Source organism: Rhodanobacter sp. 7MK24, assembly GCF_014842995.1.
In the GTDB taxonomy this organism is placed as follows: domain Bacteria; phylum Pseudomonadota; class Gammaproteobacteria; order Xanthomonadales; family Rhodanobacteraceae; genus Rhodanobacter_A.
The window spans coordinates 1-13,647 of sequence record NZ_JACYXL010000007.1 but is presented as its reverse complement, the minus strand read 5'-3'; the positions used below and the strand labels follow the sequence as shown (position 1 = coordinate 13,647).

Annotated in this window: 9 protein-coding genes; 4 read left to right on the top strand and 5 right to left on the bottom strand. The window is 60.0% G+C overall.

Annotated features, from left to right (window positions below; genetic code table 11):
• The first annotated feature begins 201 nt into the window (after positions 1–201).
• Positions 202–1,149 carry a pilin gene (locus IHE49_RS12195; protein WP_192158252.1) on the top strand — a complete coding sequence of 316 codons (948 nt, stop codon included), beginning with the start codon at positions 202–204 and terminating at the stop codon, positions 1,147–1,149.
• Positions 1,150–1,197: 48 nt separating this feature from the next.
• Here the strand turns inward: IHE49_RS12195 and IHE49_RS12190 are convergent, their stop codons facing one another.
• On the bottom strand, positions 1,198–2,106 hold the full coding sequence (locus IHE49_RS12190) for a LysR family transcriptional regulator (protein ID WP_192158250.1): 909 nt from the start codon (positions 2,104–2,106) through the stop codon (positions 1,198–1,200).
• A gap of 101 nt (positions 2,107–2,207) precedes the next feature.
• Between IHE49_RS12190 and IHE49_RS12185 the strand changes: the two genes are divergently transcribed.
• Together IHE49_RS12185 and IHE49_RS12180 are read left to right on the top strand one after the other, a co-directional pair.
• Positions 2,208–3,077 carry an aldo/keto reductase family oxidoreductase gene (locus IHE49_RS12185; protein WP_192158248.1) on the top strand — a complete coding sequence of 290 codons (870 nt, stop codon included), beginning with the start codon at positions 2,208–2,210 and terminating at the stop codon, positions 3,075–3,077.
• 449 nt (positions 3,078–3,526) lie between these two features.
• Complete coding sequence (locus IHE49_RS12180) at positions 3,527–4,699, top strand: serine hydrolase domain-containing protein (RefSeq protein WP_192158246.1); 1,173 nt, start codon at positions 3,527–3,529, stop codon at positions 4,697–4,699.
• A 239-nt stretch (positions 4,700–4,938) separates the two neighbouring features.
• On the opposite strand, the gene IHE49_RS12175 is transcribed toward IHE49_RS12180, so the two are convergent.
• Both IHE49_RS12175 and IHE49_RS12170 read right to left on the bottom strand, forming a co-directional pair.
• Positions 4,939–5,181, bottom strand: a complete 243-nt coding sequence (locus IHE49_RS12175) for a hypothetical protein (RefSeq protein WP_192158244.1) — start codon at positions 5,179–5,181, stop codon at positions 4,939–4,941.
• A 559-nt stretch (positions 5,182–5,740) separates the two neighbouring features.
• Positions 5,741–7,483, bottom strand: coding sequence for a S53 family peptidase (locus IHE49_RS12170; RefSeq protein ID WP_192158242.1), 1,743 nt, complete (start codon positions 7,481–7,483; stop codon positions 5,741–5,743).
• A 628-nt stretch (positions 7,484–8,111) separates the two neighbouring features.
• Between IHE49_RS12170 and IHE49_RS12165 the strand changes: the two genes are divergently transcribed.
• Positions 8,112–10,136 carry a tetratricopeptide repeat-containing sulfotransferase family protein gene (locus IHE49_RS12165; RefSeq protein ID WP_192158241.1) on the top strand — a complete coding sequence of 675 codons (2,025 nt, stop codon included), beginning with the start codon at positions 8,112–8,114 and terminating at the stop codon, positions 10,134–10,136.
• A gap of 174 nt (positions 10,137–10,310) precedes the next feature.
• Here the strand turns inward: IHE49_RS12165 and ssb are convergent, their stop codons facing one another.
• Both ssb and IHE49_RS12155 read right to left on the bottom strand, forming a co-directional pair.
• Entirely contained in the window at positions 10,311–10,838 is a 528-nt protein-coding gene (ssb, locus tag IHE49_RS12160) for a single-stranded DNA-binding protein (RefSeq protein WP_192158239.1), read from the bottom strand.
• A gap of 352 nt (positions 10,839–11,190) precedes the next feature.
• Positions 11,191–13,647, bottom strand: a 2,457-nt coding sequence (locus tag IHE49_RS12155; RefSeq protein ID WP_192158237.1) for an Oar protein, incomplete at its 5' end; no start/stop codon positions are given.

The following is a 13,647-nucleotide window of genomic DNA, read 5'->3' as shown; positions in this document are numbered from 1 at the left end:
GCCTGCTCGAAACGGCGCAGAGCCATTGCCGTCATCGCGACCTAGCCGGGTTTCGCCACACCATCGCACTTCGGTGACCTGTTCCAGCACCGCTTCGGCACGACGCCAGGCAAATACCGGCGCGTCAGGCGCAACGGATCCGCACCTTGCCCCATCGCAAGATGGTCGCATAATCTTGCGATCCGGCAAGGGAGACGCGAAATGGACCGCAATGACGCGACGACACGGCTGGGAGACCGGGATTCAGAGTCCAAGCCCATACAGGCCGCCGATCGCGCCTACCTGCCACCTCCGCCGTCCCTGCACTGGACCTGGGTTTTCCTGCTCAGCGTACTCACGCTTGGCATCTTCGCCATCGTCTGGCCCTTCATCCAGGCCAGTTGGGTGCGCAGGATCGATCCGCGCAGCAGTGCGTCGCTGATGCTGTGGTTGTCGCTGGGCGGCATCCTCGCCTCGTTCTTCCTGATTCCCGCGTGGCCGCCGGCGGAGGGTACGGCGCCACTGACTTCCATGGCACGCCTCGGCAAGCTGCTGCAACTGGCTTCCGGAATGCTCTTCTATGGCGCCTATTTCGCCATGGCGGCCTCGATCCGTCGGCACATGGCCATTTACCGGCTCCCGGTCCGGATCGGCGCCATCACGCTGTTCTTCTTCAACACGCTGTACCTGCAGGCGCAATTGACCTGGCTGGCTCGCTGGCAACAGACGGGGCGGGATCGTCCTGCCGTGTCCAGGGCCGCGTTCTGGGTATTGCTGGGCATGCCCTGCGCCGCCGTCCTCGCCGCCGTCGCCATCCCGCTTTACCAGGCTTATGCGCTGCGGATTCACGTGGCCAAAGCATTGGCATTGGCCGAACCGTTGAAGCAACAGATGCTGGACTCCATCGACCGCAATCGCGCCTGGCCGAAAAACAACATGCAGGCCGGACTGAAAGAAGCTGAGGCATACGCCAGCAACGAACTGATCGGCTTCGATGTGCTGGCCATCGACGAGGGCACCGCGCTGGTAACCGCATTCGGAGAGGGCGCACCCGAAGCCCTGCGCGGCAAGAGGCTGGCGCTGGTGGCCGAAGGACGGGACGGTGCCATCGTCTGGATGTGCCGGAGCCCGGACATCGCAGCCGCCTACCTGCCAGAGGGTTGCCAGTAGCCATGCCTTGCGGCGACGGGCACGGCCATGCAGGTGAAAGGCCGCGCGTTACGCAGATGGAACCTGCTGGCGCACGAAATCCACGAATGCCTTGAGCGGCGCCGGCAAATGGCGCCGTCCCGGGTAATAGAGATACGGCCCGCTGAAGGCCTGGCACCAAGGCTCAAGGATGGGCAGCAAAGCGCCGCTGTCCAGATGTGGCCGCAGCCAATCCTCGAACAGGTGGATGATCCCCAGACCCTGCAACGCTCCGCCCACCGCAAGGTCGAATGCCGCACCCTGGCGTACCAGCAGCGGGCCAGGCGCGTCGATGCGGAGGGTCTCGCCGTCGCGCTCGAACTCCCACACCGGCATGGCGCCTCCCGCGAACTGGCCGCGTAGGCAGCGGTGCTGAAGCAGATCCTTCGGGTGCCGGGGCGTGCCATGGGCGGCCAGGTATTCCGGGGCGGCGGCAGTGACGAAGCGCTGCGTCCGCGGGCCGATGGGCAGGGCAATCATGTCCTGCTCCAGGCGGTCGTCGTAACGGATGCCCGCGTCGCAACCCGCGGCCAGCAGGTCGACGAAGCTGTCCTCCACCACTACCTCGATGCGGATGTCGGGATAGCGTTTGAGGAAGGGGGTGATGATCGGCAGCAGCACCGTACGCGCCACGTTCGCAGGCACGTTGATGCGCAGCGTGCCCGCCGGGTTGTCGCGAAAGTGGTTCACCACGTCGAGCGCGGCCTCCACCTCGCCCAGCGCGGGCAGCAACCGTTCGACCAGCCGCGTACCCACCTCGGTCGGTGCGACGCTGCGAGTGGTACGGTTCAGCAGGCGTACGCCCAGCCTGGCCTCTAGCCTGCGCACCGCCTCGCTGAGGCTGGATGCCGAGGCATCGCTGGTGCGCGCCGCCTCGCGAAAACCGCCAGCGCGGACCACGGCGAGAAAGGCGAGGAGATCCTGCATGTCGGCATTCATTGTTCGGCTACTCGCACAACCCGTGCCGATTCCAATGGATTATCGATCGGCCGGTCAATCCCCATACTTCGTTGCATCCCTCGCCCCGTCAGGAGTAGCACATGAACGCTCTGAAGAAAGCCGGCACCTTCCAGCTCGGTGACCGCACCGTCCACCGCATGGGCTATGGCGCCATGCAACTCGCCGGTCCGGGCGTGTTCGGGCCTCCAAAAGACCATGCCGGCGCGCTCGCCGTGCTGCGCGAAGCCATCGCGGCCGGCGTCGACCACATCGACACCAGCGACTTCTATGGTCCGCACGTCACCAACCGTCTCATTCGCGAGGCGCTCAGCCCCTACCCGGACAAGCTCACCATCGTGACCAAGGTGGGCGCCGTGCGCGGTGCCGACGCATCGTGGAACCCCGCGCAAAGCCCCGCCGAGCTGACCCGGGCCGTGCACGACAACCTGCGCAACCTCGGCCTCGACGCCATCGACGTGGTGAACCTGCGCATCATGGGCAACGTACACAAGCCCAGCGAAGGCAGCATCGAACCGCAGTTCACCGCACTGGCCGAACTGCGCGATAAAGGTCTGATTCGTCACCTGGGCTTGAGCAACGCCACGCTTGGACAGGTGAAGCAGGCGCAGTCCATCGCACCGGTGGTGTGCGTGCAGAACCAGTACAACCTAGTGCAACGCGAGGACGATGCCCTTGTCGAAGCCCTCGCAGACCTGGGCATCGCCTACGTGCCGTTCTTCCCGCTGGGCGGCTTCAGCCCGCTGCAATCGGACAAGCTCAACAGCGTGGCCAGGCGCCTCGGCGCCACGCCGATGCAGATCGCCCTCGCCTGGCTGCTGCACCGTGCGCCGAACATCCTGCTGATCCCGGGCACGTCATCGGTCGGTCACCTGCACGAAAACCTCGGTGCGGCCGAACTGGAACTATCGACCGATGTGCTGGCGGAACTCGACGCCATCGGCAATCGATGAGCTGAGAACCCGCCTTCTCCAATGCAGACACAAAGGAAAGCCCGCCATGACGGCGGGCTTTCCTGTTTCGGCAAGACGAGAAAGAGGACCAGCCTCGGGACAGCGAAGAAGACTGCAGGAATGTGTCCCGCTCCTTGTTTCCATGGCGCCGCATTGTCCGGGCAATGGGGACAACTGTCCGCGGACAAGTCACCGCATTTCCGCAACCTCTTAAAAATGGCGCTGTTATGCGGTTCTCGAGACATGGGTGCAGCTGGCATCAGCCTTGCACTACCTAATCTCGAAAGCCTCACCAACCCACCCAACGGACAACCGCCATGAAATTCGAAACCTTGATGCTCAACAGCCTGTTCGTCGTTTGCGCTGCGATCTGCGTGTCGGTGCTGACCGCGATGCTAGCCTGAGCCTTCGCCGTAACTGCACCTCATCGAAGCATCGAAGGAATGGCCATGACCGGACAGATTGCGCGGGATGCAACATTTTCCACACCTGGCGCACGTTGGCTGATTTGCGCTGCGGCGTTTCTGTACTTGACCCTCTCCTTCGCGGCGTACGCCACGACTGGAAGAACGCCCAGCGACAACCCGCGCCATTCGGCATTGGACCTCGCCGTCGACAAAGCCGCCATCCGCTATTTTCGCAATCGCTGCCACGTAGGCGTTTCCATCGCCGTGGTCGAAGCTGGCCATACCTATTTCTACGACTATGGAAGCACTTCGCGCGACAAAGTCGCCCTCGCGACGCCACAAAGCATCTACGAACTCGCATCGGTCACCAAGACTTTCACTGCGACGCTGGCGGCGCAAGCGATAGTCGACGGACGCATGAGTCTGGACGGCGATTTCCGCAACGATTTACCGGGTGACTACGGCAATCTCGCCTTGAATGGCCGCCCGATCACCTTACGTACGCTGGTCACGCACTACTCCGGCATGCCCCGCGACATTCCCGACACGGATGCCCTCTTTGCAGACAAAAGCGCACCTGACTTCAATGCGCGCATGGTCGCTCTCAACCAGGGCTTCGGTCGCGAACAGTTCCTGGCGGCGCTGCACGACACCAGGTTGCGTAGCACCCCCGGCGAAAAGCAGGTCTACTCCAATGCCGGCTTTCTGGTGATCGGACTCGGGCTGGAAAAGGTCTACAGCAAACCGTTCGATCAACTGTTGCGCCAATACATCACGCAACCGCTGGGCATGGCGTCCACGAGCTTCACGCTCGACGGCAACGAACGGTCGCGCCTGATCAACGGCTACGACCGCTACGGCCGCGTCACGCCGTACCACCCGCGGAATGCGGGCGCCGCATGGGGGTTGTATGCGTCCACGGAAGACATGGCGCGCTTCATCCGCTGGCAGCTGGATGACGGCAATCCAGTCATCCACCTTTCGCACCAGGTCTTGACGGGCAACCCGGATGACGGCGAAGCCATGGCCTGGAACCTGGGGAGCGACCAAGGCCAACCCGTCATCTCGCACAGCGGCGGAAGCTTCGGCATGTCCAGCCAGGTTGTGCTCTATCCAAAACAGCACGAAGGCTTTGTCTTGCTGGCCAACGATGCCTGCGAGGGCACCGAAAGCGCCTTAAAGGCCATTGCCGAAGCCATACTGTCCAACAAATGAATCTTTTTCAACGATCAAGACAGACAAAAAAAGAAAGCCCCATCGAGACGGGGCCTTCCATAAATGTTTCTCAACACTCAGAAATAAGTGTTCGTTGAAGCTGAAGCGCGGACATGTTCCTAACTAATCGTTCTGGAGTTGGGCGTCACCGAGGTCGTCCTCATCGTGACGAACTGGGCGAGTTGGCTCGTGGTCGCCCCGCCCCTACAGCCTCGCCGCCTCGCTTTGCGTCCGATGTCTCAGCTGATTTCACCAAAGTGCCCGCCGAATGGACCGCCTGTAAGACGGATTCCGAAATTGATCGAGCCCGCGTCTCCAGCGTCATAGCCGATGATATTCATTTTCGGGATACCAACCTTCGCTACCAGGTCATCGACAGTGCTCTCTAATCCAGCGTTTCCGATCTGGGCGACGATGCCTACTGTGAATTTCGGAAGTGATATCGCTTTCGCCGCCAGTTGAATGTTGTAGTAGCCCGCCAAACAATGCTGGAAGAAGTACCTGGTCCACTTCCCAGACTCGTAAGTAAGGAGCCCAATCACTTGGCATCCGCTAACGTTAATTGTGTAGAGGCCGGGAAAAGCTTGTTGCCTGATATCTCCTACGACACCCCCGCTGCTACTAGACATTTCATCCAGCAATAGACCAGTGTTCCCACCATGAAGCATCAATCTGCACGATGCGCCCCCGGGGATGGGCAAGCAGAGGCCTCCTATCGCTAGCGCGGTGGTACGGTCTTTTACCTTGTAGCGGCGAAACCCATCGGATACGTCGAATCCTTGCGTTCCAATGTGCATGGCTTGCTCTCCCCCTGATGGATGATTGCAAACAATATCGCTGGATATGTCTACCCTGCGTCACGTGAAGTCTGGTGTTCTGATACGGGCGTCAAGCCATCTCTTTCTAAACACCCAGCACTTGAACGGCAGAGCAAAGGGCCAATCGAGGGGAAATAGCGCAGCTTGGGCCATCGTAACCCTGGAATGAAATCGGGCCCGGCATGCATCCGGGCCCGATTCTTTTGTGCTGCAATTGCTTTGGTTATTGAACGATTTTGCTGATCAGTGCAGCCTGCGGACTGCCCCAACCGGTGACCAGGTCATAACCCTTCTCGGTAGAGAACTTTTCGTTCTTGCCACTGGTGATGTCGTGGAAGGTGCTTGAGTAGGTCGTGCCCTCAGGCGCGTTGTTGGCGTAGATCGTCGGGTTCAAGAAGCCCGCATACGCGGTGCTTCCATTGCTTGCGGTCTGCTGATTGGCCAGCGCGACAAAGGCCGCCCACATCGGTGCAGCAAAACTGGTGCCGCCGTATTCGTTGGCTTGGCAGCTGCCCATGGCGCAGGTGTAGAAGGTGAAGTTCGCATTGGCCGACACATCTGGACCATTGCGATACTTCGTTGAACCCTTGTTGGTGGAGGTGATCACGCCGGAGATCTGTTGCCACGTGGGAATGGCGATGTCGTTCGGCGAAATGCCCCCCGAAGAGTCACTCCAGGCGGTTTCCGATTTCCACGGACCTGCTGCGCTGGACGTGGTGAGATCGGTGCCGCCCACGCTGATGATGTGCGCGTCGTCACCCGGCCACGATTCGGCATTCCCGGTCTTGGTCCATTCGCCCGAATCGCCGGAAGCAACGAAGAAGCTCTGGCCCTGAGCCGCCATCTTTTCGAAATAGGGATCGAGCGTCGTCGCGTCTTCCGGAGTCCAGCCCCACGAACAGCTGATGGTCAACGGCAGCACGCCGTTGGAATCAGTCGTCGTCGTCATTGCGCTGATGATCGCAGTGTCGGTGGCACCGACATACATGATCACATGGGCCAAGCCCGGCGCCATGCCCTGCGCTTGAGTTACATCGAGAGCCTGTTCACCGTCGCTGCTGCAGCTACTGCCGCCGCTGCAGGTGGTGGGAGTGCCATCGGTGGAGACAACGGTGAGGTTGTTCGGATTCGTCTCCTTGGCATTCTTGTAATACAAGGCGATGTCGGAGGCGTTGATACCAGCGTATTCGAACAGGCCCAAGGTCTGACCGGCACCAGTCAGTGAACCGCTGCCGTAGTAGGCCGCACGCATGTCGCTACCCAAGAAGGAGGCGGACGGGCCTGAGCCGGTGGTTGCATGCGAAACCACCATGTCCGGCGAAATGCCATGGGCCGCGGCATATTCGCCTTTCTTTACGAGCTGCGGGTGTGGGATGGAATAGTTGTCCAGTCCTGATACGTGCCACAACGGGATCGCCAACGAGGTCATTGGTTCGCGATCTGGGCTGAAGAAGATGCGATTCTCAGTGGGATGCTGATACGTATGCATCTTCACGTTGAACGCCGCTTCTACCGAGGAAACAGGACCGACGGCCCTGATGTCCATGCTGTCAAGGCTGCCACCGATGATGGTGAAGCCATACTTGGCCAAGTAGTTCTTCACAGTCTCATAGTCACTCTGCACCGGACCAAACCGTGCGGTGAACTCCTGCGGTGTGACGTACTGGCGATATTGCAGACTATTTGGGTTGCTGACATTCGCCACGAACTGATCGAGGCCAGCCTGATCACGCACTGGCAACACCACATCGATGCTCATCAACTCGGTGGCGGGCAAGTTACCCACCTGATGAGCAGCCATCTGGCTCACGACATCGCGCACATGATGAGTCATGAACTGCGCTGCGTGTGCCGTGCTAGCAGCGCCAAATGCCATCGCTATGACAAAAGGAAGGCCGCATGTCTTGCGGCCCAGGCTGGAAATTCCTTTTTTTGATTTTTTTCCCATCGAATCTGTTCTATTCATCGGAAGCTACTCCAAGTAGTCAATGAAAGTAAAAGAAGAGATTGCGAGGAAACTAACGATGCTCCCCTCCCCAGGGGTGCCGATTGGCCGCGGGACCATAGCATGCTGAAGATGTGCTGATCTATAGGATCCAAAGACGTTCAAATGTCCGCGCTGATCATGGTGATAGCAATGACTCAGAAGGCCTGTTCGGGTCCGCATTGCTTTGGCGATGCCAAGAAATTGCGCGTATCGCAGCCCTCGTCTGCATTCCGCGTGAAACAGATGCCACGCTCGCTATGACCGCCAAATTCAGCTCCCTTCTCGCGCTCGCCTGCGCCGCTGACGTGGCGAACGCCGACCGCGCCCCGAAGGTTATTGCGACTCTCCATCAGTGCTTTGGCCAGGTGGCTCAGCTTGCTGCCTTGCCTTTGCCCTTGCGCATCGACCTTGCTAAACGACTCGATGTGGATGAGCTGATATCGATATCAATCGAATCGTGTTCAGTTATTCGTCATAATTTTGCGCCACCGCGAGCGAGAGTCTGGTGGAATCGTAAAGCGCCCCATCTATGCCATACCTGCTATGCAGGCTGAGTGCGCCTGCTGAGCGGTTCTTCACAACGACCATCACAACGGTATGCAGATCCATGTCACACAGTGCTGCACCGCATGCTCCGGATCAACGCCATGTCGAGGCGGTGATCGCCTTGATCGCCCGAAAACAGCATGTCGAAGCGGAGGCCTTGGCGCGTACGCTTACCGAACGGTATCCCGAGCACAGCGCCTCGTGGCAAACGCTGGGCGCCACGCTCAACGTGCAGGGGCGTTCAACCGATGCGGTTGAGGTGCTGCGGCGCGCCGTAGCACTTTCACCATGGGACGCCGTTGCGCACGTCGCGTTGGGTGACAGTCTGATGGCACTGCAGGATCCCGCCGAAGCCACCGAAAGCTATAGTCGTGCGTGCACGCGCAAGCCTGACTTTGTCGATGCCCATTTCAAGCTCGGTAACGCCTTGGCCATGCAGCTTCGCTATGGCGAAGCGATAGGAGCATATGAACGCGTGCTGGCAATGCGCCCGGATTTCAGCGAAGCGCACGCCAATCTCGGTTTTACCCGGATGAGCGCGGGGGACTATGTCAAAGCCGAACCTCATCTGCGAAACGCCTTGCTGAAATACCCTGGCGGCGCGTCGCTGCATAACGCATTGGGTGTGGTGTTGTATGGCCTGAAGCGCATGGACGAAGCTGCCGATAGCTTTCGCCGTGTCGTCGCGCTGACGCCACAGGACGCCGAGGGCCACGCCAATCTCGGCAACGCGCTGCGCGAACTCGGTGCGTATGCCGAGGCTGAAGTGCAATACCGCCAAGCCATCGCCATTGATGATCGATTCGCCAGGGCTTATGTCGATCTCGGCGGTCTCCAGTACCAACTGGAACACTTCGCCGAGGCGGAGCAAACGTTTCGACGCATGCTGCACTGCAAACCCAATGATTTGGATGCCTGCAACAATCTCGGGAGAAGCATTCATCGGCAAGGCCGTCTGGACGAAGCGCTCGCGTGGTACGAAAAGGCCGCGGCGATCGACACTGAATCGGTGGAAGCCTATTTCAATCTGGCCTCTTTGCGCAGGTTTTCACCAGGCGACGTTGAAATCGAACGCATGGAAAAACTCGTCGCCAAGCTACCCTCCCGTACCGAAAACTCCCGCATTCGCTATTGGTTCACCATGGGCAAGATGCTTGAGGATATCGGACGCCATGACGATGCCTTTGCGGCCTATGCGCAAGGCAACCGTCTGAAACACGCACAGCTGGCACCAAGCGAGTCCGACAGAAACATTCTTGTCGAGAGCGTGCGCGCGGTTTTTGACGAGCAATTCTTTGCCAATCGCCCCTCCCCGGCTTTACCGGGCAAATCACCGATCTTTATTGTCGGCATGCCGCGCTCGGGGACCTCACTGATCGAACAAATTCTTTCCACGCATCCGGATATTTATGGCGCAGGCGAGCTGCCCAACCTGGACAGTCTGATTTTCAACTTCGCCGCGGAGGCCGGCCTACCTGGCAACCGCTATCCGGAAATCGCCTCAAGCCTTTCCAAGGATACCTTCCTGCGCCTGGGGCAGGCATATATTGAGCAGGTGTGGACGCTCGCTCCCAATGCCACGCGTATCACCGACAAGATGATGTCGAACTTTATGCACATCGGCATGATCCGGCAGATGTTTCCCGGTGCGAAGATCATTCACGCCATGCGTGACCCAATGGATTCGTGCTTCTCGTGTTACGCCACTCTATTTGCGAAAAACAACCTCGATTTCAGCTATGAGCTTGGCAGCCTCGGGCGATACTACGTTAGCTATATCGCATTGATGAGACACTGGCATAAGGTGTTGCCGGCAGGATCGATACTCACGCTGCATTACGAAGACATGGTGACGGACACCGAAGGTCAGGCGCGCCGCCTGGTGGATTACCTGGAACTGCCATGGGATTCGCGTTGCCTGAATTTCCATGAAAACAAGCGCGCTGTTCGCACCGCCAGCGCAGCACAGGTTCGCCGGCCGATCTACCAGTCTTCTGTGGCGCGCTGGAAGCACTTTGAAACGCACCTAGCTTCGCTGCTGGACATAGTCAAGGATGGCCAGCCTAGTCGCGATCGCGATAGTTGAGCGGAACTGAAGCCGCAAGCAGTCCCTGCGGTTCAATACACCTCTCTCCCGAAAACCTGGGTATTACGAAGCAGCACACCAGAATCTCGAAAGGGATTGTTCGAAGGAAAGAAAAAGCCCCTGCAAGAGCAGGGGCTTTTCAAACTTAAATCAACACTTTCAAACATGTGTTGTCTAGAACGGAATATCGTCGTCCTCGAAACCGCCGCTGCTCGCCGGCGCTGACGGTGCCGGGGCGCCACCGCCACGCGACTGGTTGCCGTAGTTGTTGTTGCCGTAGTTGCCGCCGCCCTGCGAACGCTGGCCGCCTTGTGGTCGCTCGCGCTGGAAGCCGCCACCACTGCCGCCGCCACCGCCACCTTCGCTACCGCCACCCAGCATCTGCATCTCGTTGGCGACGATGTCGGTGGAGTAGCGCTCGACGCCGTCCTTGTCGGTGTATTTGTCTGTGCGCAGCGAGCCTTCGATGTAGACCTGCCGCCCCTTCTTCAGGTATTCGCCAGCGATCTCGGCCAGCTTGCCGAACAGCTTCACGCGATGCCACTCGGTTCGCTCCTGGCGCTCGCCGCTCTGCTTGTCGGTCCACTGTTCCGAGGTGGCGATGCGCAGGTTGGTGATGGCAGTGCCGCTGCCGGTGTAGCGGGTTTCGGGATCGGCGCCGAGGTTACCGACGATGATGACTTTGTTGATGCCGCGTGCCATGGGTTCGTTTCCTGGGTTGGCCGGCCGCATGTGAAGTCGGATTGCGGCCGGGGCTTAGGTGGGACCATCATACCTTGGCGCGGCTCGGACGCATCCACCGCTGATATGTCATCACTGTAGTCCCATTCCGACCGAGGTCGCTCCGCGTCGTTTGGAGATCAGGGCACCCCCCTCATTTAGCTTAGTCGCATGGCATCACGCGCCGATCCTGGCAAGCGCGCCTATTGCTCTGATCGTTGATCGCGATACCACCGGATCTTACGGCAGTGACAAAAGCAAAAAGGCCGCCGGTTTCCCGGCGGCCTTTGCGTTTCTCCAAGCCCCGATCCCCTGGGGCCTGTTGTTGCAGTCATCAGTAATCGTACGTGATACCGAACTGCACGTAACGCGGCGCTTCCATGCCGAGCGGAGACAGGTAGTCCGGCATCGGGCCAGGCGAACCGGACGCGGAGTACGCTGTGGTACCGTACTGCGCACTGACCTGCGTGACCTTCTGCTCGTTGAACACATTGTGGATCTGCAGCTGGAAATCCAGCCGGTTCTTCGCAAATGCCGGACGGTAGTCCAGCTGCAGGTCCAACTGGTGCGTCCACGGCGTGAAGCCCGTGCTGCCCGGCGGCGTCGGCACGCCACCGCACCAGTGGTAGGCACCGCCACCCGTCCCGACCGCGCCGTAGTTCTGGTAATTGGTCTGGCCGGGGCCGTACCAACCCAGACAGGATTCCGGCGTACCCGAAGCGATGCGGTAGGTCGCACCGACCATCCACTCCGGAGTGATCTTGTACGAGCCGTAGAGGCGCAACTGGTGCTTCTGGTCGTTGGCCTGGTCGCCGTTGGCGTACTGCATGATCTGCCAGAAGTCCCACTGCTCGGTGCCCGACTGCGAGCTGCCGCCCTGGCCGATGTTCGACTGCGTCGGACCCTCGGTGTCGCCGTAGCTGCGCGAGAACACGTAGTCGATCTTGCCGTACCACTTGCCGTCGAACACGTGCTCCAGGTACAGATCCAGCGAGTAGTAGTTGCGCTTCACCTTCGGGTAGTTGAAGGCGGAGCCCGGCATCGTGACCTGTGCCCAACCACCCGAGGTGGTCGGAACATTCAGCACCATGCTGCTGCCCGGGTTGATCAGCGTGCTGCCGCTGAGCAGGGCCGTATTGATGCTCACGCCCTGGGCCTTGGCCAGGTCGAGCAGTACCGTATCGGTCGAGCCGCTCCCTGCGTAAACCTGGGGATCGAAGTCGTCGATGACACGACCCAGCTTGTTCACGGTGCCGGTGACGCCGTACACCCAACTCTGGTCGAACATCGTGAACTGCTGCTGCATGCCCAGGACAAACTGATCCTGGTATTCGGCCTTGAGGTTGGCCGCTGCTGCCGCCTTCGGATTGACCAGGCTGCCGTTTTCGTTGTTGACGACATATTCGTTGCCATTGGGACCGACACAACCACCACCACCGCAGGCCCCCAGCGCTGCCGGCGCCACACCCTGCGGTGTGCCGTCGGCGTTGACACCGGTGTAGCTGAAATAGGTGAGCGTATACAGCGGAGTGCTGGCTTCGCGCAGCGCCACCGAGGCAGGCATCGCTAGGTAGTAGCGGCCAGCGTTGCCGAACACCTTCATGCTGGAGTCACCGAACACATCCCAGCTGAAGCCCAGACGCGGCGCCCACTGCGGCTTGGTCAGGCGCAGATAGGCTTCGCCCGCCGGGTTGTAGTTGGTGAACTGGTCATCGCGCAAGCCGACATTCAACAGCAGGTTGGGCGTCACCTGCCAGTTGTCCTCGATGTACTCGGCACGCTGCTTGACTACTACCGACGTGGTGAGGGTGCTGAACCGGTACTGGGCCACATAGCCCGGACCGTACGACCAGGCATAGCCGTTGCTGGTCTGGTAACCCGGACCGGTCATCTCCGCGCCATCCATGCGGTCCACGCTGTTGTCGTTGTCGATACCGAACTGGAGGTCGTGGTTGCCCAGCTTCCAGTCGAGATCGAGGCGCAGGTTGCGCACTCCCGACGTATGGTTCGGGTTGTTGACGGTGGTGTAGATGTTGCTGTTGGTGCAGCCGTGACTGCACGGCGCGCCAATCTGCTGCGACGCCGCGATGATGTTGGGCAGGTCGGCGTCGTAGTCCGGACCGAACGTCGTGTAGTACTTGCCGCTCATCTTGCCGTACAGCAAGTTCAGCGTCAGGTCGTCGGTGATGTACGAGGTGTACTTGCCGATCCAGATGTCGAAGGTGTTCTTCTGTTCCAGGCCGTAGTTCGAGAAAGCGCCCTTCGTGTACTGGTTGTTGTCGTAGCTGTAATCGGAGTAGGTGGCCGGATTACGGGTCCACCCGTTGTAGATGTTCGTCAGCGACAGGATGTTGCTGTCGTTGATGTTCCAGTCCAGCTTGGCGTAGTACTTGGGCTGGCTCTGACGCTGGCTGTAGACCTTTCCGGCCGTGACGTTGTCCGCCTCGTTGTTGTACTGCGTCTTGTCGGATTCGGCCGACAGGAAGAAGAACAGCTTGTCCTGGATCAGCGGGCCGCTGACGTACGCGTCGTAGACGGTATTCCACGTGTTGGTACCCGCCGCCTTGTTCGGCTGGTACATCTGGCCGAAGGCTTCGTTCGCCTGGTAGTTGGCACCGGCATTCGCCGAGGTGAATCTCGGGTTGCTGTAATACCAGTTGTTGTAGCCGTCCTGCGCGAACGCCGGCGCCCACAGGACCTGGCCACCGAAGTGCCAGTCGTTGGTGCCGCTCTTGCCGATCTGGCTGATCACGCCGCCGGCCGAACGGCCGTACTTGGCGTCGTAGCCGCT

Bases quoted from the DNA above. Each gene is read 5' to 3' on its own strand.
- IHE49_RS12190 (WP_192158250.1), bottom strand. From the start codon at position 2,106: ATGAATGCCGACATGCAGGATCTCCTCGCCTTTCTCGCCGTGGTCCGC.
- IHE49_RS12180 (WP_192158246.1), top strand. From the start codon at position 3,527: ATGACCGGACAGATTGCGCGGGATGCAACATTTTCCACACCTGGCGCA.
- ssb (WP_192158239.1), bottom strand. From the start codon at position 10,838: ATGGCACGCGGCATCAACAAAGTCATCATCGTCGGTAACCTCGGCGCC.
- IHE49_RS12185 (WP_192158248.1), top strand. From the start codon at position 2,208: ATGAACGCTCTGAAGAAAGCCGGCACCTTCCAGCTCGGTGACCGCACC.
- IHE49_RS12170 (WP_192158242.1), bottom strand. From the start codon at position 7,483: ATGAATAGAACAGATTCGATGGGAAAAAAATCAAAAAAAGGAATTTCC.
- IHE49_RS12165 (WP_192158241.1), top strand. From the start codon at position 8,112: ATGTCACACAGTGCTGCACCGCATGCTCCGGATCAACGCCATGTCGAG.
- IHE49_RS12195 (WP_192158252.1), top strand. From the start codon at position 202: ATGGACCGCAATGACGCGACGACACGGCTGGGAGACCGGGATTCAGAG.